This is a genomic window from Comamonas sp. 23 (assembly GCF_049601575.1).
GTDB lineage: Bacteria > Pseudomonadota > Gammaproteobacteria > Burkholderiales > Burkholderiaceae_C > Comamonas > Comamonas squillarum.
In genome coordinates, this window is the sequence record NZ_CP187127.1 from 3,842,717 (window position 1) to 3,862,946 (window position 20,230).

17 protein-coding genes are annotated in these 20,230 nt (G+C 64.9%); 3 read left to right on the forward strand and 14 right to left on the reverse strand.

The window, feature by feature from the left end; genetic code table 11:
- Positions 1–3: 3 nt before the first annotated feature.
- Positions 4–846 carry a symmetrical bis(5'-nucleosyl)-tetraphosphatase gene (locus ACPEE1_RS17405; RefSeq protein ID WP_260719044.1) on the forward strand — a complete coding sequence of 281 codons (843 nt, stop codon included), beginning with the start codon at positions 4–6 and terminating at the stop codon, positions 844–846.
- 60 nt (positions 847–906) lie between these two features.
- Here ACPEE1_RS17405 and ACPEE1_RS17410 read toward each other — a convergent pair whose 3' ends face one another.
- From ACPEE1_RS17410 to guaD, 4 genes are all read right to left on the reverse strand, one after another.
- On the reverse strand, positions 907–2,358 hold the full coding sequence (locus ACPEE1_RS17410) for a DEAD/DEAH box helicase (protein WP_116924864.1): 1,452 nt from the start codon (positions 2,356–2,358) through the stop codon (positions 907–909).
- Between the two features lie 185 nt (positions 2,359–2,543).
- Positions 2,544–3,422 carry a KPN_02809 family neutral zinc metallopeptidase gene (gene ypfJ / locus ACPEE1_RS17415; protein ID WP_116924863.1) on the reverse strand — a complete coding sequence of 293 codons (879 nt, stop codon included), beginning with the start codon at positions 3,420–3,422 and terminating at the stop codon, positions 2,544–2,546.
- Between the two features lie 223 nt (positions 3,423–3,645).
- Positions 3,646–4,212, reverse strand: coding sequence for a dCTP deaminase (dcd, locus tag ACPEE1_RS17420; protein ID WP_021027736.1), 567 nt, complete (start codon positions 4,210–4,212; stop codon positions 3,646–3,648).
- Positions 4,213–4,316: 104 nt separating this feature from the next.
- A complete protein-coding gene (guaD, locus tag ACPEE1_RS17425) occupies positions 4,317–5,618 on the reverse strand; it encodes a guanine deaminase (RefSeq protein ID WP_423934119.1) in 1,302 nt (433 codons plus the stop codon).
- Positions 5,619–5,903: 285 nt separating this feature from the next.
- Between guaD and ACPEE1_RS17430 the strand changes: the two genes are divergently transcribed.
- Positions 5,904–6,374: an HIT family protein gene (locus tag ACPEE1_RS17430; protein ID WP_116924937.1), complete on the forward strand. Its 471-nt coding sequence runs from the start codon at positions 5,904–5,906 to the stop codon at positions 6,372–6,374.
- A 65-nt stretch (positions 6,375–6,439) separates the two neighbouring features.
- On the opposite strand, the gene ACPEE1_RS17435 is transcribed toward ACPEE1_RS17430, so the two are convergent.
- From ACPEE1_RS17435 to ACPEE1_RS17480, 10 genes are all read right to left on the reverse strand, one after another.
- The gene (locus tag ACPEE1_RS17435) at positions 6,440–7,483 is read right to left on the reverse strand and encodes an adenosine deaminase (RefSeq protein ID WP_260719042.1); all 1,044 of its coding nucleotides are present in this window, start codon (positions 7,481–7,483) and stop codon (positions 6,440–6,442) included.
- Position 7,484: 1 nt separating this feature from the next.
- Positions 7,485–8,474, reverse strand: coding sequence for an aromatic ring-hydroxylating oxygenase subunit alpha (locus tag ACPEE1_RS17440; protein WP_260719041.1), 990 nt, complete (start codon positions 8,472–8,474; stop codon positions 7,485–7,487).
- Positions 8,475–8,623: 149 nt separating this feature from the next.
- Complete coding sequence (locus tag ACPEE1_RS17445; RefSeq protein ID WP_260719040.1) at positions 8,624–9,772, reverse strand: BMP family ABC transporter substrate-binding protein; 1,149 nt, start codon at positions 9,770–9,772, stop codon at positions 8,624–8,626.
- A gap of 201 nt (positions 9,773–9,973) precedes the next feature.
- Positions 9,974–11,122, reverse strand: coding sequence for a BMP family ABC transporter substrate-binding protein (locus ACPEE1_RS17450; RefSeq protein WP_116924858.1), 1,149 nt, complete (start codon positions 11,120–11,122; stop codon positions 9,974–9,976).
- Between the two features lie 78 nt (positions 11,123–11,200).
- Positions 11,201–12,121, reverse strand: coding sequence for an ABC transporter permease (locus ACPEE1_RS17455; protein ID WP_116924857.1), 921 nt, complete (start codon positions 12,119–12,121; stop codon positions 11,201–11,203).
- Complete coding sequence (locus ACPEE1_RS17460; RefSeq protein WP_021027744.1) at positions 12,121–13,203, reverse strand: ABC transporter permease; 1,083 nt, start codon at positions 13,201–13,203, stop codon at positions 12,121–12,123. The genes ACPEE1_RS17455 and ACPEE1_RS17460 overlap by 1 nt, the downstream gene beginning before the upstream one ends.
- Positions 13,196–14,788, reverse strand: a complete 1,593-nt coding sequence (locus ACPEE1_RS17465) for an ABC transporter ATP-binding protein (protein ID WP_260719039.1) — start codon at positions 14,786–14,788, stop codon at positions 13,196–13,198. Before ACPEE1_RS17465 ends, ACPEE1_RS17460 begins: the two co-directional genes overlap by 8 nt.
- Before the next feature lie 62 nt (positions 14,789–14,850).
- Positions 14,851–15,798 (reverse strand): LysR family transcriptional regulator, encoded by a 948-nt coding sequence (locus tag ACPEE1_RS17470; RefSeq protein WP_116924855.1) that lies wholly within the window; start codon positions 15,796–15,798, stop codon positions 14,851–14,853.
- Positions 15,799–15,900: 102 nt separating this feature from the next.
- A complete protein-coding gene (locus tag ACPEE1_RS17475) occupies positions 15,901–17,967 on the reverse strand; it encodes a diguanylate cyclase domain-containing protein (protein ID WP_182345191.1) in 2,067 nt (688 codons plus the stop codon).
- Between the two features lie 217 nt (positions 17,968–18,184).
- The gene (locus tag ACPEE1_RS17480) at positions 18,185–18,802 is read right to left on the reverse strand and encodes a Crp/Fnr family transcriptional regulator (protein WP_116924853.1); all 618 of its coding nucleotides are present in this window, start codon (positions 18,800–18,802) and stop codon (positions 18,185–18,187) included.
- A gap of 293 nt (positions 18,803–19,095) precedes the next feature.
- Between ACPEE1_RS17480 and ACPEE1_RS17485 the strand changes: the two genes are divergently transcribed.
- On the forward strand, positions 19,096–20,118 hold the full coding sequence (locus ACPEE1_RS17485) for a porin (RefSeq protein ID WP_116924852.1): 1,023 nt from the start codon (positions 19,096–19,098) through the stop codon (positions 20,116–20,118).
- The last annotated feature ends 112 nt before the right edge of the window (positions 20,119–20,230 follow it).

Consider the following 20,230-nt stretch of genomic DNA (forward strand, 5'->3'; position numbering starts at 1 on the left):
AGCATGTCACTTTACTGTATCGGCGATATCCAAGGCTGCGATAGCGCTTTGGGCCGTCTGTTGGCCAAAATCGACTTCTCCCCCAGCCGCGACACGGTCTATCTGCTGGGCGACCTGGTCAACCGGGGCCCCGAATCGGCCCAGACCCTGCGCCGCTGCATAGACGCGGACGGCAGCATCCAGGCCCTTCTGGGCAACCATGACCTGCACCTGCTGGCGGCTGCCCATGGCCGGCGCAAGTTCTCCCGGCGCGACACCTTGCTGGAAGTGCTGCAGGCACCCGATGCCGCACAGCTCTTGGCATGGCTGCGCCAGCAGCCGCTGGCGCGTACGCACACAGTGGCGGGTGAACAACTGCTGATGGTGCATGCCGGCGTGCACCGCAGCTGGAATGCAGCCGACACGCTGCGTTATGCGGCCGAGGTGGAAGCGGTGCTGCGCAGCGAAGAGCTGACCAGCTTCTTGCAAGCCATGTACGGCAATATCCCTGCGCAATGGGATCCGGAGCTCACGGGCATGGAGCGTCTGCGCATGATCACCAACGTGCTCACGCGCATGCGCTTTTGCCATGCCGATGGCAGCCTGGACTTTGACAGTACCGAGAGCCTGGCCGATGCCCCCGAAGGTCTGACCGCCTGGTTTGACCTGCCCGGGCGCGCCACTGCCAACACCACCATTGCCTTTGGCCACTGGTCCACCCTGGGCGATCTGCAGCGCCCCCATCTGCTGGCGCTCGATACCGGCTGCGTCTGGGGTGGCTGCCTGAGCGCGGTGCGCTTTGGCAATACGCTGGCCGAGCGCGAGCTGATCCATGTCGATTGCGAGCAGGCCCAGCAGCCGGGATGAGCGCAACAAAAAAAGGCCTCAGCGGTTAGCTGAGGCCTTTGTCTATCGTCGTGACCGAGATTATTCAGATGCTGGCGAAGGCTTGAACAGCGCAGCGACCTTGCGGCGTGGCTTGATGCCGGGGCCACGTGCTGGCGCCGGCTTGGCGTTCGCATCCCAGGCAGCGGGCTCAGCGGCCTTGGGCTCGTACGGCTTGTCAAAGAACGGATCGCGCGAGACGGGTGCCGGGCGGTAGCGCTCACGGCGGTCCTGCGCGTCGTCCTCGCGCGGCGCGCGGCGGTCGCGGCTGCGCGAGCTGTCGCGCTCACGGCCAGCTTCACGCTCACGGCGTTCGCGGTTGCCATCGTTGAAGCGCTCGCGCTGGGGCTGCTCGTCCAGCGCAAAGTTCTCGACGTCGATCTTCTTCTTGATCAGCTTCTCGATGTCCGACACATGGCGGGCATCGGCATGGGAGACCAGCGTGACGGCCAGACCGGATGCGCCAGCACGGCCGGTGCGGCCAATGCGGTGCACATAGTCTTCGGCATTGAAGGGCACATCAAAGTTGAAGACGGCGGGCACATCCTTGATGTCCAGACCACGGGCGGCCACATCGGTGCAGACGAGCAGATCGACTTCGCCTTGCTTGAAGGCTTCGAGCGCCTTGAGGCGTTCATCCTGGCTCTTGTCGCCGTGCAGCGCTGCGGCACGCAGGCCCTCACGCTCCAGCGTACGCGCCAGGCGCGAGCAACCCAGCTTGCTGTTGACGAACACAAAGGCCTGGCGGATCTTGCGCTCGCGCAGCACCTTGGTCAGCACACGGCGCTTGTCATCGTCAGAGGCAGCGTAGAAGCGCTGCTCGACGGTGGACGCGGTTTCGTTGGGGCGTGCAACCTCGATCGTGACCGGGTCTTGCAGGTAGCTGCCGGCCAGGCGCTTGATCTCGGGCGAGAACGTGGCCGAGAACAGCAAGGTGATGCGCTTTTTGGGCAGGAAGGACAGGATGCGCTGCAGATCGGGCAGAAAACCAATGTCGAGCATGCGGTCGGCCTCGTCCAGCACCACGTACTCCACCTGGTTGAGCACCGCGTTCTTGGCCTCGATGTGGTCCAGCAGGCGACCGGGGGTCGCCACCAGGATTTCCACACCCTTTTTAAGCTCCAGGGTTTGCGGTTTCATGTCCATGCCGCCAAACACCACGGTGCTGCGCAGCTTGGTGTGTTTGGCGAACTGGGCAATCTGCTGGGCGACCTGGTCGGCCAGTTCACGCGTCGGCAGCAGCACCAGCGCACGCACCGGATGGCGCGCGGGCGATGCCGAGCTGTTTTCGTGCACCATCATCCGCTGGAGCAGCGGCAATGAGAAAGCAGCTGTCTTGCCCGTGCCAGTTTGTGCAGCACCCATGACGTCTTTCCCAGTCAGCACCACAGGGATGGCCTGTGCCTGAATGGGAGTCATGGATGCGTAGCCCATCTCGGAGATGGCTTTGGCCAGGGGCTCGGCCAGATGAAGGTTGGAGAAAGAATTTGTCATGTAAGCCCCCTATTGTCGCACTGCAGACAAATCGGCGCTTAGCTTAACCCTGTCTTGCCTTACGGATTCGCACGCGGCCCCTGAAAATCCTGGCTGGCCAGCGTAGAAACGGGCGCCGCCAGCCTGCAGCGGAAGGCCGCAGCGGATCGGCCCAGCCCGATTTTTAGCGGCCGGGGCCAAGTGCATCACAGGCTGCCGGCCTGGAAGGTATCGCAAGACTGGACGCTGCCGGTCTTGTAGCCCTGCGTGAACCAGCGCACGCGCTGGGCGCTGGAGCCGTGGGTGAAGCTGTCGGGGCGCACGGTGCCGGTGGCTTCGCGCTGCAGCTTGTCATCACCGATCTGCTGAGCGGCATTCACGGCCGATTCAATGTCGCCCTGCTCCAGCCAGCTCTTGGCCTGCTGGGAATGGTTGGCCCAGATGCCGGCATAGCAGTCGGCCTGCAGCTCCAGCCGCACCGACAGCGCATTTTGCTCGCGCTCGCTGATGCGGCCGCGCATCGCATCGACCTTGCCCGAGATACCCAGCAGGTTCTGTACATGGTGGCCCACCTCGTGCGCAACCACATATGCGCGCGCAAACTCACCGGGCGCGCCCAGCTGGCGGCTCATGGTGTTGAAGAAATCCATGTCCAGGTACACCTTCTGGTCACCGGGGCAGTAGAACGGGCCCATCGCCGACTGGCCGGTGCCGCAGGCGGTGCGCGTGACGCCGGTGAACAGCACCAGGCGCGGCGCGCGGTACTGGGCGCCACCCTTGGTGAAGATATCGCTCCAGACATCTTCGGTCGAGGCCAGCACGGTGGAGACAAACTTGGCCCCCTGGTCATTGGCCGGTGGCGCCTTGGCCGGGCCTTGCTGCGTGGGCGCGGGCGAGCCCCCCCCCGAGAGCACGCCGATGGTGGTGAGCGGGTTGATGCCAAACACCCCCCAGCCAATCAGCGCCAGCACCACGGTGCCAATGCCGATGCTGCGCCCGCCCAGGCCAAAGCCTCCGCCGCCCCCGCCACCACTGCCGCGGCGGTCTTCCACATTGCTCGATTCGCGGTTGCCTTCCCATTTCATGGTCGCTCTCCTTGCAGTGCCCTGGCACTGCCTCTGTTATTGATCCGTCTACAGTAGCGCATTTGCGGTGGCCCAGCGCGTAAGACCGGCTCCCGAGCGCGCAGAAAATGGGCCCGCAGCGCCCCCATTGAAGAAAATTTGCAAAGACCTGGGCCACTGTAAACAGGCCCCGTAAAAAAGCCACTCCAAAACGGGAGTGGCTGCAGGGCAAGATGGCGCGTTGTCAGGCCTTTGGCAAGGTGACGCCATGCTGGCCCTGGTACTTGCCATTGCGGTCCTTGTAGCTCACCTCGCAGGGCTCATCACCGCGCAGGAACAGCACCTGCGCGCAGCCCTCGCCCGCATAGATCTTGGCCGGCAGCGGCGTGGTGTTGGAGAACTCGAGGGTTACATAGCCTTCCCACTCAGGCTCGAACGGCGTCACATTGACGATGATGCCGCAGCGCGCATAGGTGCTCTTGCCCAGGCAGACGGTCAGCACATCGCGCGGAATGCGGAAGTACTCGACGGTGCGGGCCAACGCAAAGCTGTTGGGCGGAATGATGCAGTAGTCGCCTTCAAAATCGACAAAGCTTTTTTCATCGAAGTTCTTGGGATCGACCACGGTGCTGTGGATGTTGGTGAACACCTTGAATTCGCGGGCGCAGCGGATGTCGTAGCCGTAGCTGGAGGTGCCATAGCTGATGATTTTCTTGCCATCCACCTGGCGCACCTGACCGGGCTCGAAGGGCTCGATCATGCCGTGCTGTTCCGCCATGCGGCGAATCCACTTGTCGCTTTGAATGCTCATGTCTGAAATAACTCCTAGGCGGCATTGTAGCGAAAGGCATTGCCCCGGCGGGCGGCATCTGCAGCCGCCCCGAGGCCTGCCCCTGCACTACCGCTGCACCAGGATCAGCCCTGCTTCTGCGCAATCCGGCTGCGCTCGATCAGGCGGTCATCGCCCAGCACGATGAGGCTGAACAGCAGCTCCTCCAGATTGCGGGCCTGCGCCGTCTTGCGGGCGATCAGCAGCGTGGCCTGCGGGTTGAGCACGACAAAGTCGGCTTCGCAACCCGGCTGCAGGTTGCCGACCACCCCAGCCAGGCCCAGCGCCTGCGCCGCACCGGCCGTGTGCTGCCACCACAGATGGCTGGGCGCGAGCGACAGGCCCTGCTTGTCGCGCCCCTCGCGACCGACAAAGTAGGCCGCCAGCATGGTGCGAAACGGGCTAAAACTCGTGCCGCCGCCCACATCGCTGGCCAGGCCGTACAACATCTGCGCGGCGTCGGCCTGGGCATAGTCAAAAAAGCCGCTGGCCAAAAAAAGGTTGCTGGTAGGGCTCACCGCTGCGGCGGTGCGGGTTTCGTGCATCAGCGCGCGGTCACGTGCATCGAGGTGGATGCAATGGGCATAGACGGCACGCTCACGCATCAGCCCCCGGTCGGCATAGACCTGCAGGTAGCTGCGGCTGTCCGGAAACAGCTCGCGCACCCAGGCAATCTCGTCGAGGTTTTCGGCGACATGCGACTGGATCCAGACATCGCCGTAGCGCGCTGCCAGCTCGCCGGCGCCGCGCAGTTGGGCCTCGCTGCTGGTGGGCGCAAAGCGCGGCGTGATCGCGTATCCCAGGCGGTCCACACCATGCCAGCGGCAGATCAGCGCCTCGGTGTCGACCAGGCTTTGCTCGGTCTCATCGCGCACGCCGTCGGGCGAATGGCGGTCCTGCAGCACCTTGCCGGTGATCAGCCGCATCTGGCGCTTGTGCGCCTGGGCAAACAGCGCATCGGCCGATGCCGGGTGCGAGGTTGCAAAGGTCAGCGCCGTGGTCACGCCATTGCGCAGCAGCTCATCGACAAAGAATTGCGCCACTTCTGCCGCGTAGGCGGCATCGACAAAGCGCGACTCATGGGGAAAGGTGTAGTCATTGAGCCAGGGCAGGAGGCCGCTGGCGGGCGAGCCGATCACATCGGTCTGCGGGTAGTGGATGTGCATGTCGACAAAACCCGGCGCGATGATGCGGCCGGGCAGTTGCTCGACCACGGCATCGGCCCCCGCCTGGGCCATCAGCTGGGCCGACAGCGCCTGCCAACTGCCTGCGGCCAGCACACGCTCGCGGCCATCGGGGCCCGGGGCCACGGCCAGCAGGCCATCTTCTTCATACAGCGCCTGGCCGTCATCGGCAAAGCGCAACAGGGCGGATCGGTAAATATGCATGCTGCCAAGCTTAGCGTCTGCCAAGGTCTGCCGTTATATGGACCTGGCAATAGTTTCTATGCGCCGCAGCAGCGCTGTCGGCAGTGCCGGCTGCTGACCGCGCTGCAACTCGGGCTGTAGGCTGACAGCAGCGCGATGGTTAACCAGGGAAAACCCCAGGCTCAGATGTATACGCGGGTCATATCTGCGGTCTATAGTGTTTGTTTTACCTGTTGGTTAAATCCACTGGTAGTGGCACTGCACAGACAGCAGCCGCTGCCAAAGCCCAAGGAGGAGGCTTGGCCCATGCCGCATTTTGTTGATCCGTCCCCTGCCGGTGTCTGCATTTTCTGCCGACTGGTGCAAGGAGAAATCCCTTCGGCCAAGGTGTATGAAGATGCGCTGACGATCGCCTTCATGGACCTGGGCCAGGTTAACCCCGGCCATGTGCTGGTCGCAACCAAGCGCCACGCAGCCAATATTTTCGAGATCACCGACGAAGAATCGGCTGCGGTGATGCAGACGGCGCGCAAGGTGGCACTGGCCGCCAAGATCGCTTTCGAGCCCGCAGGCCTCACGTTGCTGCAGGCCAATGGCGTCGAAGGCGGTCAGACCGTCGCGCACTTCCACCTGCATGTCGTGCCGCGCCATGCCGACGACGGCGTGAGCTTCAGCTGGCCGCGCAAGGAGCCTGGCGGCGCGGTGCTGGAAGGCTATGCGCTGCAGCTGCGCAATGCCATGCTGTCGGAGTCGGTGCCCGCAGCAGCCGCCGCTTAACGTCGCCGCTCACCTGCCAGCAAACAGGGCGCCTCGCGGCGCCCTGTTTGCTTTAGCGTTTCAGTTCAACGGGCTGCCTCGGCAAAGGCCATCTGCAGCTGGCCCAGCCAGGCCTGCTTGCGCGTCTGCGGCACAAAGCTGGCTTCAAAGCTGTTGGCCGCCAGTTGGTAGGCCTCGTCCGAGCCCATGCCGGTGGCGGCAAACAGCTGTACAAAGTTCTCGTTGATATAGCCGCCAAAATAGGCCGGGTCGTCCGAGTTGACCGTGGCCACCAGGCCCGCAGCCAGCAGCTGCGGCATATTGTGGTCGGCCAGGTCGGGGAACACCTGCAGCTTCTGGTTGGACAGCGGGCAGACGGTCAGGGGAATGCGTTCGTCCTTGAGCCGCTGCATCAGCGCGGCATCGTGCACCGCTTGCACGCCATGGTCCACGCGCTCGGCATGCAGCACATCCAGCGCGCCCCAGATGTAGGCCGGTGGCCCTTCCTCGCCGGCATGGGCCACGCGGCGCAGGCCCAGGTCCTTGCAGCGCGTAAACACGCGGGCAAATTTCTCCGGTGGGTTGCCGACCTCGCTGCTGTCCAGACCCACCCCGCTGAAATAGGCGCGGTAAGGCAAGGCCTCACCCAGGGTCTGCAGCGCTTCTTCTTCGCTCAGGTGGCGCAGAAAATTCAGAATCAACTGCGCGCTGATGCCCCAGCGCTTTTCCGCATCCACGCAGGCCTTGTGCAGGCCCTGGATGACGCTCGCCATCGCCACGCCACGGGCGGTGTGCGTTTGCGGGTCAAAGAAGATCTCGGTGTGCACGACATTGTCGGCCACAGCCCGCTCCAGGTAGGCCATGGCCATGTCGTAGAAGTCCTGCTCGGTCAGCAAGACACTGGCGCCCGCGTAGTAGATATCGAGAAAGCTCTGCAGGTTGGTAAAGGCGTAAGCGGCGCGCAGGCTCTCGACATCGGCATAGGGCAAGGCCACGCCATTGCGCTGGGCCAGCGCAAAGATCAGCTCGGGCTCGAGCGAGCCTTCGATGTGCATATGCAGCTCGGCCTTGGGCATGGCACGCAGCAGGCCCGGCAGGCGGGCCGCTTCGATCTGGGGGACGGTGTACATCTCAACACACTCCAAAAGTGACGCCACTGGCCTTGAGGTAGCGGCGGTAGGCCACCGACATGCGGTCGGCCGGTGAGTTCAGCTCTGCCTTGGCATCGAGCGGCAGCGGCTTGGGCATCTGCGACTCCAGCACGGGCTGATCCTGGGTAAAGATCGTATGCTGAAACTGCTGCAGTTGCTCGTCCGAGCTGTCGAAATCCGCCACGGCCAGGCGGAACCAGACGCGGCTGCGCTCGGGCGTGACCGGGCAGACAAATAGGCCAATCGCCTCGCGCCAGCCCTGCTTGCTCGATCCGCTCTCGGGCACCTTGGTCAGCAAGGCGGTGTAGGGGGCGGTCACCTCGTAGCTGTAGTCCACTTCAGCCGGCTTGGTGGAGTGCAGGTTCGACTGGGGCTGGATCGCCTTGCAGCCGGTGGCCTTCACGCCCCGCTCGGTGGCTTCGACCTCGTAGTGGGACATCTCGGTTGCATCGCGGCTGCCCAGCCAGCCCTCGTGCACAAAGCCAAAGTGCGACATATCGAGAAAGTTCTCGATGATGCGCGGGGCGCTGGCCTCCACATCATAAGGGCCGCAGTTGAGCTTGCGCAGGCGCTCATCGGCTTCGGCCTCGAACACCGGCAGAGGCACGGGCGCCTGGCCTTCTGCCGCCGGCGCCAGCTGCACCCACACCAGGCCATGGGCCTCCTGCACGCCATAGGAGGCCACGCAGTGCTTGGCGGGCGGCACAAAGGCGGGCACGGCCGGCACCTTCACACACTGGCCGCCGCTGGCAAACTGCCAGCCGTGGTAGGGGCACTCCAGCTGGCCATCCTGCACGCGGCCCAGCGACAGGCGGGCGCCACGGTGCGGGCAGCGGTCGACAAAGGCCTGCACCTGGCCTAGCGCATCGCGCCACAGCACCAGCTCCTGGTCCAGCAGGCGCACCGGCAGCGGGGCATCCACCACCACATCAGACAAGGCAACCGGGTGCCATTGTTGGGCTTCGATCATCGGGGGAAATCTCTTGGTATAAATGACAAGGCTGCCCTGGGGCAGCCTTTGGTCGCAATGTTAGCACCGGAGCCAAAAGCACCGCTGCCACTCGCGTTTAGAACGGACATCGAACGCCGGGCGTCGAGCACCGGCGCAGCGCCCGCGCATCACTTGCCAGGAACCTGGCCTTCCACGCCCTTGATGTAGAAGCTGATGCCCTTGAGGAAGTCGTCGTCGGCGACCTTGTCGGCCGCCAGGATTTCCTTGCCATCCTGGCCCAGGATGGGGCCCTTCCAGATGCTGAACGTACCGTCCTTGAGGCCCTTCTTGACTTCTTCGACCTTGGCCTTGGTCTCGGCCGGCACATCGTCAGCCATGGACACCAGGTCGATCGTGCCTTCCTTCACGCCCCACCAGGTCTGGCGGCTGGTCCACTTGCCGTCCAGCGCGCTGCGGGTGGTGTCGATGTAGTACGGCGCCCAGTTGATGATGGCCGAGCCCAGGTGGGCCTTGGGGCCGTAGGCGGTCATGTCCGAATCCCAGCCAAAGGCGCGCTTGCCCTTTTCTTCAGCGGTCTTGAGCACGGCCGGCGAGTCGGTGTTCTGGAACAGAATGTCCGCGCCGCCATTGATCAGGCTGGTGGCCGCTTCGGTTTCCTTCGGAGGGCTGAACCATTCATTGACCCAGACCACCTTGGTGCTGATCTTGGGGTTGACGCTTTGCGCGCCCAGGGTGAAGCTGTTGATGTTGCGGATCACCTCGGGGATCGGCACCGAGCCCACCACGCCCAAGGTGTTGGACTTGGTCATCGAGCCGGCGATGATACCGGCGAGGTACGCGCCTTCGTAGGTGCGGCTGTCATAGGTGCTGACATTGCCGGCCACCTTGTAGCCGGTGGCGTGTTCCCATTTCACATCGGCAAACTCGGGCGCCAGCTTCTGGATCACGTCCATATAGCCAAAGGTGGTGCCAAACACCAGCTTGTTGCCCTGGGTGGCCATGTCACGCAGCACGCGCTCGGCGTCCGCGCCTTCGGGCACGCTTTCGACAAAGCTGGTCTGGATCTTGTCGCCAAATTCCTTCTCCAGCGCCTTGCGCGCCTGGTCATGTGCAAAGGTCCAGCCGCCGTCGCCCACCGGGCCCACGTAGGCAAAGGCGATCTTCAGCGGATCGGCCGCAGGGGCTGCGGCTGCCGGGGCAGCAGCGGGTGCAGGCGCTGGCGCCTCTTCCTTCTTGCTGCAACCCACGACGGCGGCAGCAGCCAGCGCGGAGAGCGCGGCCACCTTGATCAGCGAACGCTTACGGAAATCAGTCATCTGTGTGTCCTCGAATGTTGTTGGAATGCCGAGCTCTACAAGCCACCATGCCGGCCTGCAGCGGGTAGAACATCGCCCGGCCAATATATGCATAAATCGGGCCAGGTTCCAAGTGCCGCCCGGCCCGCCGCGCGGCACTGTTGTTTGTTTGCCAGCAGGCCCGGCCGGGCGCCCAAGTCCCGACCTGGCGCTGCAGCCGGCTTACTTGGCGCCGGGCACTGCGCCTTCGATGCCCTTGACATAGAAGTTGATGCCGCGCAGGAAGGCATCATCGCCCACCGTGCCGCTGGCCAGCACTTCCTGGCCCTTGTTGTCCACGATCGGGCCGGTCCAGACGGCGAAGCTGCCGTCCTTCATGCCTTGCTTGGCCTTTTCGACCTTGTCCTTGGCGTCCTGGGGCACCTGGTCGGCAATCTTGACCAGGTCCATCGCGCCTTCCTTCACACCCCACCAGAAGTTGCCCGACTGCCATTGGCCGGCCAAGGTGTCTTCGACCACCTTGCTGTAGTAAGGCGTCCAGTCGATCACGGCCGAGCCCAGGTGGGCCTTGGGTGCAAAAGCGCTCATGTCGCCGTCCTTGCCAAAGGCGTAGACGCCGCGCTCTTCGGCGGTCTTGAGGACGGCGGGCGAGTTGGTGTTCTGGTACATCACATCCACGCCGCCGTTGATCAGGCTGGTGGCCGCTTCCGACTCCTTGGGCGGTGCAAACCATTCGTTCACCCAGACCACCTTGGCCTGGATGCTGGGGTCGACACTTTGCGCGCCCAGCACAAAGCTGTTGATGTTGCGCACCACTTCCGGAATCGGCACCGAGGCGACCACACCGACGGTCTTGGTCTTGGTCATCGAGCCGGCCACGATACCGGCGAGGTAGGCGCCTTCAAAGGTCTTGGTGTCGTAGACCGCCACGTTGTCGGCCTGCTTGTAGCCGGTGGCGTGCTCGAACTTCACATCCTTGAGGTCGGCAGCGGCCTTCTGCACAAATTCCTGGTAGCCAAAGCTGGTCGCAAAAATGAGCTTGTTGCCCTGGCCTGCCATGTCGCGCAGCACGCGCTCGGCATCGGCCGACTCGGGCACGCTCTCGACCATCGAGGTCTCGATCTTGTCGCCAAACTTCTGTGCAATCGCTTTGCGTGCCAGCTCGTGCTGGAAGGTCCAGCCGCCGTCACCAATCGGGCTCACATACATGAAGCTGACCTTGAGCTTGTCGGCAGCAGGGGCGGCGGCAGCCGGCGCAGGAGCTGCCGGGGCGGCGGGCTCTTCCTTCTTGCCGCAGGCGGCCAGGGTCGCCAACGACAGGGCCGACAGGCCGATCAACTTGATCACGGAGCGCTTGCGCATGGTTTGCATGGATGAATCCTTGGTTTTTATAAAGAACGGACAAAAAGCGGGCCGCTGTTATTGTGATGGGCGCGTGCTGACACGCGCTTATGACCCGGGATAGAAAGGCTTGCCCAACGAGGCCGGCATATTGGCGCGAATCCAGGTTGGATTGCGCGAGATCAGCACCAGCACCACGATGGTGGCCAGGTAAGGCAGCATCGACAGCAGCTGGCTGGCCAGCTGCACGCCGCTGGCCTGCAGGTGGAACTGCAGCATGGTCACACCGCCAAACAGGTAGGCGCCCAGCAGCACCCGCGCGGGGCGCCAGGTGGCAAAGGTGGTCAGCGCCAGCGCAATCCAGCCCCGGCCCGAGACCATGCCCTCCACCCACAGCGGCGTATAGACGGTCGAGATATAGGCACCGGCCAGGCCACACATCGCGCCACCGAACACCACCGCCATCAGGCGGATGCGGCGCACCGGGTAGCCCAGCGCATGGGCAGATGTGGGCGATTCACCGACGGCGCGCAGCACGAGGCCTGCGCGCGTGCGGTAGAGGAACCACATCATCACCAGCACCAGCGCCATGGCGCCATATACCAGCGGGTGCAAGCTAAAGAGCGCCGGGCCCAAGAGCGGGATATCGGCCAGGCCCGGAATCGCGTACTTGGGCAGGCTGGGCAGCTTGGCCTGCACGTAGGACAGGCCGACAAAAGCCGAGAAACCGGCGCCAAACAGCGACAGTGCCAGGCCCGTGGCGTACTGGTTGGTGTTGAGCCAGATCACCAGCACGCCAAAGATGGCGGCCAACACGGCGCCAGCGAGCATGCCCGCGCCAAAGCCCAGCCAGGTGCTGCCGGTGTGGACGACGGTGGCAAAACCGGCAATCGCTGCGCACAGCATCATGCCCTCGGCGCCCAGGTTGACGATGCCGGCCTTCTCGTTGATCAGCAGGCCCAGTGCGGCGAGCGCCAACACGGTGCCAGCGCTCAGCGTGGCGCCCAACAGCAGTGCATAGGATTCCATCACAGGCCTCCTTTCACTGCGGCGCGCGATGCCACCCAACGCAGGCGGTAGACCACCAAGGTGTCGCAAGCCAGCAAGGTGAACAGCAGCAGCCCCTGGAAGACGCCGGTCAGGGCCTTGGGCAGGCCCAGGCGCGACTGCGCCAGCTCTCCGCCGATATAGAACATGCTCATAAGAATCGCGGAGAAAACCATGCCCACCGGGTGCAGGCGACCGACAAAGGCGACGATGATGGCCGCAAAGCCATAGCCGGCGGGCACATAGGGGGTGAGCTGGCCCAGGGGGCCGGCCACTTCCAGTGCGCCGGCCAGGCCGGCAGTGGCGCCCGAGATCATCAGCGCCGTCCACAAGGCCTTGCGCGACGAAAAGCCGGCATAGCGGGCCGCCGAGGGCGCCAGGCCCCCCACCTGCTGGGCCAGCCCGGCGCGGGTGCGGAACAGGTAGACCCACAGCAGCGCAGCACCGGCCAGCGCAATTAGCACGCCGATGTTCATGCGCATGCCTTGCACCAGTTTGGGGATTTGCGTGATTTTCTCGAAGCTCTTGGTCTGCGGAAAGTTGTAGCCCATCGGGTCTTTCCAGGGCCCGTAGACCAGGTAGCCCAGCACCAGCGTGGCGACATAGACCAGCATCAGGCTGACGAGGATCTCGTTGGCATTGAAGCGGTCGCGCAGCCAGGCCACGATGCCGGCCCAGACCATGCCGCCGAGCATGCCAGCCAGCAGGATGACGGGCACGATCCAGGGCCCGGTGTTCTTGTCAGCCAGCAAGGCCATACCGCCCGCGGCCACGGCGCCAATGACAAACTGGCCCTCGGCACCAATGTTCCAGACATTGGAGCGAAAGCAGACGGCCAGGCCCAGTGCAATCAGCAGCAGCGGCGTGGCCTTCATCGTCAGCTCGCCCAGCGCGTAGCCAGACTTGATCGGCTCCCAGAAAAAGGCCTGCAGGCCCTTGACCGGGTCCTTGCCCAGCAGCACAAACAGGCCCACGCCGATCAGCACGGTGATCAGCAAGGCCAGCACCGGCGAGCCAAAAGTCCAAAAGCGCGAGGCCTGGGGGCGTTGCTCTAGCTTAAGCATGGCGGCCCTCCTCGGCGAGAGCGGCAGCAGCGGCAGCCGGGGCGGCATTGCGGCCTTCCCAGAGGCCACTCATCCATTCGCCGATCAACTGCACCGAGGCATCGGCCCGCCCCACCGATGGCGACAGGCGGCCCTTGGCAATCACATGCAGGCGATCACTGATTTCAAACAATTCTTCCAACTCCTCACTGAGCACCAGCACGGCGCAGCCCGCATCGCGCAGCGCCAGGATCTCGCCGCGGATCTGCGCTGCCGCGCCCACATCCACCCCCCAGGTGGGCTGCGAGACGATCAGCAGGCGGGGCTGGGCATCGATTTCCCGGCCCACGATGAACTTTTGCAGGTTGCCGCCCGAGAGCGACTGCGCACTGGCCTGCGGGCCACCAGCCTTGACACCAAAGCGCGCGATGATGCCCCGCGCCATCTGGTCGAGCTGGCCCATGCGCAGCCAGCCGCCGGCGCCCAGCATCTCGTTGCGCGTCAACACCAGGTTGTGCGCCAGGCTCATGCTGGGCACGGCGCCCCGCCCCAGGCGTTCTTCGGGCACAAAATGCAGGCCCAGCGCGCGGCGCTGGCCCGGACCCATGCGCCCCATCGGCGTGGCATCCATCAGCACGGCCTGCGGCTCGGCGCGCATGTCTTCGCCCGAGAGCGCATAGAGCAGCTCCTTTTGGCCATTGCCCGAGACACCGGCAATCCCCACCACCTCGCCGGCCCGCACCTGCAGCGAAATGCCATCCAGGTCCACACCAAACGGGTCCTGCTTGGCCAGGCGCAGCTGCTGCACGCTCAGCACCGTGGCCCCTGCCTGGCTGGGGCGCAGCTTGAGCATCGGCGGCTCGGCGCCAATCATCATGCGCGACAGCGAGGCATTGCTTTGCTCACGCGGGTCGCACTCGCCGGTCACCTCGCCACCACGCAGCACCGTGCAGGCGGTGCACAGCGCGCGGATTTCATGGAGCTTGTGGCTGATATAGAGAATGCTGCAGCCCTCGGCGGCCAGCTTGCGCAGCACGACAAACAGCTTTTCCACCGCCTGGGGCGTGAGCACCGAGGTCGGCTCATCGAGGATCAGCACGCGGGGGCGGGTGAGCAGGCCGCGGATGATCTCCACCCGCTGCATCTCGCCCACCGACAGGCTGTGCACCGGCCGCTGCGGATCGATGTCCAGGCCATACTCGCTGGCCACCTCGGTGATGCGGGCGGTCACTTCCGCGAGCGACATCCGCTTGTTCTGACCCAGCCAGACGTTCTCGGCCACCGTCAAGGTGTCAAACAGGCTGAAATGCTGGAACACCATGCTGATGCCCAGCTGGCGTGCCTCCTGGGGGTTGCGGATCTGCACTGGCTGGCCGTCGACCAGGATCTGGCCCTCATCGGGTTTGACCGAGCCGTAGATGATCTTCATCAACGTGGACTTGCCCGCGCCGTTCTCGCCCAGCACGGCGTGGATTTCCCCGGCGCGTACAGTCAACGCTACTTTGTTATTGGCTACAACCGCTGGGTAGCGCTTGGTGATGCCGATCAGCTGTAACCGGGGCGCGGCCGCGCCATCGGTCGTCGGTGTCGGGGTCTGTTCTTTCATGGGCGGCAATTGTCCCTCAAATTGTTACCCGAGCGCGGGATAAAACGCGAAGATGCGCTCACTCACGGCGAATAGCCCGCCGGGCTTCGCAGCGAGAGCGCGGTTTTTTTCAGGCAGCTGCGCAGCCAGATGGCCGCATCAGAGGCATGGGTCCGGGCGTGCCACAGCAGGTAGTAATCGAGCGGCGGCAGCGCCAGCGGGCAGTCCAAAATGGCCAGCGCATGCGTGTCGACAAAGCGCTCACAGAACTGGCGCCCCGTGGTCAGCACAAGCAAGCTCGATGCCACCATGGCAGGAATGGCACTGAAGTGGGCGCAGCGCGCCATGATGCGCCGCTCCACCCCCAGTGCATCAAGCCGGGCGTCGATGATGCCGCGCGCGCCCGGGTGCGTGGCAGTGGGCGCAATATGCTCGGCCTGCAGCCAGGCCTCGACATCCCAGCCCCGCCGCACGGCCGGGTGGCGGCGGCTGACCAGGCTCACCACCTCATCGCTCATCAGGCTGGTCATGTGCAGGTCACCGGTGGGCTGCAGCCAGTTGCCCACCACCACATCGATATCGCCCTGGGCGAGCTGGGCGTGGTAGTGGGTTTCGGACGACAGCGGGTAGATCTCCACCACGCACAGCGGCGCCTCGGACTTGATGCGCGCGACCAGCGCGGGCAGGAACAGCGGATCGAAGTAATCACTCGCTGCAATGCGGAAAGTGCGGGTCGCCGTCTGCGGGTCAAAATCGCGGGCATCGCTGAACAGGCCTTCGGCAGCGCGCAGGATGGCAGCGGCCGGCTCGACCATGCGCTGGCCCTTGTCGGTGGGCATCATCGCCGCGCCCGAGCGCACCAGCAAAGGGTCGCCCACCAGGTCGCGCAGGCGCTTGAGTGCGGCCGACACCGCCGGCTGGTACATGCCCAGGCGCAAGGCCGCCCGCGAGACGCTGCGCTCGGTCAGCACCGTGTGCAGCACCCGGATCAGGTGCAGGTCAATCTTGTCAAACAGGGCTTGGTCGCGCATGCGGGTGTTTTGAATGAGGACATTCAAGCTTATCAGCCGGGGGCTGCAGCCTATCCCGGTTGTTACCCCAAGCTGTGGCGGATGTCCCTCAGCCCCTGGCCTTCAGGCCACCTTGGCCTCACGCCAGCAGGCCCGGTTGCCGCCCTGGCGCTTAGCGCTGTAGCTGGCCATGTCGGCGGCACGCACCACCTGCAGCGCATCGGAAAACGAGGCATCCATCTGAAGCAGACCGATGCTGACGGTGACCACAAAATGCTTGCTGCGCAGCTGGGGCTGCCAATTCTGCAGGGTGTCGCAGAGCTGGGCAGCCAGCTCATGGGCCTTTTCCGGGCTGCACTGGCGCAGCACCAGCGCAAACTTGTCGCCCGCCACCCGCGCCGCATAGCCCTGGAAAGGCTGCAGCAGCTGCAGCTGGCGCGCCACATGCTGCAGCACCAGATCGCCCTGTGCATGGCCGGCCAGTGCATTGATGGCCGACATATTGTCGACATTCACATAGAACAGCACCGGCGCGCTGGGCGAGGACTGGTCCAGCCCCTCGCGCCTAGCCTGCAGCAGGGCGGTCAGGTGCAGCAGCAAGGCCTCGTAGTTGGGCAGCAGGGTGAGCTTGTCCATGCGGCTGGGCGACTGCGCGGCCACGCGGGCCTGGCCGGCGCGCACAAAGCACCAGCGCAGATCCGGCCCCGCCTGCGCAATGTTCACCAGGTGCAGGCTGACCATGACCGGCGCGCCCGACTGGTGGCGCAGCACCACACTGGTCTCAGCGCTGCCCAGGCGCTCCAGATCCGGGGCCAGTTGCTCCCAGGCCTGGTCGAAGTCCTGGTCGGCCATCGCCAGCATGCGCACCGGCTGGCCTTGCAGGTCCTGGCGGCTGTAGCCCAGCAAATGGGCCAGCGCCTGGGAGACCTGTTGAATCTGATCGCGCTGCAGCAGCAAAAAGGAAAAACGCGCATGCGCGAGCACACTCTCGGCCAGTTGCTGCTGTTGGCGCAACTGCTCGGCCAGCGATTCGCGCTGCTGGCCCAGCTCTTGCAGGTGCATGCCCATGCGGTCAATCTCGTCGGGCGGCGGGCCGCTGGCAGGGTCGGCCACCTGGACCGGCCCCGAGGCCAGTGCCAGCACCGGGGTGGGTGCAGCGGGCAGCGGTGTCTGCGCCACCAATTGCTTGAAGCGCCGGCTGTGCGCCCACAGCCACAGGCAGGTCAGCGCTGCCAGGGCCACAGGCATGAGCAGCAGCCACCACCAGCTGCGCCACTGGCGCCCCCAGCTTTGCAGGCTCTGGTCATGGGGCATGACGCGCACCACCAGCCAGCGGGCCGCAGGCATCTGCGCGACGCTCACCAGGTTGGGCGCCAGCCACCAGGACTGCGCGGTCTGGGCGCCGCCACGGGCAGCGCGCTCCTGCCAGCGTTGCAGCACCGGGGCCAACAAGGCGTCATCTTCGGTCGTGCCCAGAATGCGCGTCGGGTCGGGGTGGGATACCAGCACGCCCGCTGCCGTCATCAGCACCAGTTGTCCGCTGTCCGGCGGGGTGGCTGCCAGCGATACCGGCAACAGGCTCTGGGACTGCAGCCGCAGCACCCCGGCCATGGCGCCTTGCACTGCACCTTGCTTGTCGCGTAGCGCAATGCCCAGCGCAATGCTGGGCCCGCCGGACGCACTTTTGAAAGGTTCGGACACCAGGGGCTTGCCATCGACCATCACGCGGCGCAGCACATCGCGCTCGGCTGGCTCGACGGCCTCGTCGCCCTCGCCCGCATCGCGCACATGGCGCCTGAAGACCTGGGTGCCGCGCGCAAACACCAGGCTGTCAAAGTAGCGCGTGGCCGCCAGACCCTGCTCCAGCAGCGGGGGCGGCTGGGACGCGGGGCCTTGCACCCAGGGCGCAGCCGCTTCGGCAAGGGCCCCCAGCACCTTCTGGCTTTGCTCGAACTTGCTGCCCATCAGCCTGGCCAGCATCTCGGTCTCGTCGGCCTGCTGGGCCGACAGCTGGGTGATCACCGTCTGCTGGCTGGCATGGATCGCCAGCCACTGCACCAGCGCCGTGCCCAGCAGCACCATCAAGGGCACCACCACCCACAGGCGCCACAGCCAGGGCCCGGCCGTATCGCGCAGGCCGTCGACCGGGGGTGGGGGATCTGGCTGCCAATGCACCTTCCTGTCATCCATGCCGCGCTACCTGACCTGCATGGCCCATGGCCTGCGGCAGCGAACGCCCGAGTCGGCCCGGCAATAGCAAATAACAGACTCTGGCATGCGGCGCCTCCTTTCAGCTGCGCACATGTTCGCTGTTTAGGTCCGGCGCCGGTATCGGGAAAAGACCGGACGGAGAAAACCCGGGTCACCGATGGGCTGGCCCATGCTGGGCAGGGCCCGATAGGGTTGGCTAGGACTTGGCGAGCTGGCGCAGCGACTCGGGCTGCGGCAGCCAGAGGTTCTTTCCCAGGCCGTCAAGCAGGCCCTGGTCGCGCAATTGGCGCAGCACGCGCGAGAGCGTCTCGGGCGCAATGCCCAGGTGCGCGGCAATCTGGCGTTTCGATTGTGCCAGTTGCACCCGCAGCCCCTGGTCGCCGGGCTCGGCATGCTGCAGCAGCCACTCGGCGCAGCGCGCCACAGCGTCCTGCGCCACCCGGCTGACTGCCAGCGCAGCCTGCTGGCAGTAGCCCTGGGCCATGCTGGCCACCAGGCCTTGGGCCTCGGCCGGCCACTGCAGCAGGTAACTGCGCAGCTGCACTACGGGCACCGCCCGCCATTGCACGGCGGTGCGCGCCACCATGTCCACCGCACAGGGCTGCTCGGCCAGTGCCGGCGCGGCATCGAGCCAGCAGGGCCCCTCCATGACCCCGAGGAGGTGGCGCATGCGGCCCTCTTCCTGCACCCCGAAGGCGACCGAGCCCCGCTCCAGGTACAGCACATCCAGCAAGTGCTGGTGGCGCTGGCGCAGCAAGGCACCGGCGCCGGCGCTGTGGGGGGCGAATTCATCCAGGCAGAGTAAGTCAGGCATGGGCCGCACTTTGCCCCGATTGACGCCTGCGCACATTGAGCTACATCAATCCTTGCCAGCGATCAGCCCCGCCACCACGGCAGCTTTCAGCCCTGATCCACCGTGCTCATCTGGCAACAGCGGCTAAGTCCATGCAAAAACCATATACCCCCAATATGCGGCGTACACGCCACACCTCGGGTCTTTACCAGCGGTTTTTTTAGCTTTTGGCACACATATTGCTCAGAGCGGTCGGCACTGACTTCACAATTCACCGCTATCACAAATTCACACGCTTGTAACAAAGGAATGCCATGAACAACAAACTGCTCGCCCTGGCCGTGATGGCCGTCTGCGCCTCCGCGGCGCAGGCCCAATCGTCGGTGACCGCCACCGGCTTGGTCGATATGTATATCGGCTCGATGAAAGCTCCTGGCGATGATGGCCGCACCTCCACGCTGGGCAGCGGTGGCATGACCACCTCCTGGTTCGGCTTCAAGGGCACGGAAGACCTGGGCGGCGGCCTCAAGGCCAGCTTTGTGCTGACCAGCTTCATGCGCGCAGACACCGGCACACCCGGCCGCTTCAACGGCGATATCTTCTGGTCGCGCGATGCGCTGGTGTCGCTGTCAGGCGATTTCGGCGCCGTCACCCTGGGCCGCACCGTGGCGCCCAACTTTGTGCCCACGATCTCGATGAACCCCTTTGGGGATTCCTTCACCTTCTCGCCGCTGGTGCTGCACCAAAACGTGTCGCTGTTCAACAAGAGCGGCTGGCAGAGCAGCAACCCCTCCGACACCGGCTGGGGCAACCAGGTGATCTACAGCACGCCCAAGGTCGGCGGCTTCAGCGGCAACCTGCACTACCAGTTTGGTGAACAGGCTGGCCAAGGCGGCAAGAACAACATCGGCCTGAACGCCACCTACGCGAGCGGCCCCTTTGCCATCACCGGCTTCTACGAAGACGTGGACCTGAGCAACCCCGTGTCCGTGGTGCTGCCCGAGAACCACCGCAACTGGATGCTGGGCACCAGCTATGACGCCGGTTTTGCCAAGGCCTACGCGACCTACGGCCAGACCACTGGCAAGGACACCGACTTCAAGATCAAGACCGCCAGCCTGGGCGCGACCGTGCCACTGGGCGCCACCAGCCGCATCCTCGCCGCCTGGGCCCACAGCAAGCTGCAAGACAGCGATTCCAAGCGTGATACCGTCTCGGTCGGCTACAACTACGACTTCTCCAAGCGCACCGATGGCTACGCGATCGTGATGTACGACAAGGTCAAGAACTTCGGCAACGGCACCAGCTTTGGTGTGGGCGTGCGCCACCGCTTCTAAACGGTTTCTGTAGCGATCTGTGCGGCCTTCGGGCCCACCACGCAAAACGCCAAGCATGTGTGCATGCTTGGCGTTTTTTCCTGCCGGTTCGGCAGACCCAGCACGTTGGCGC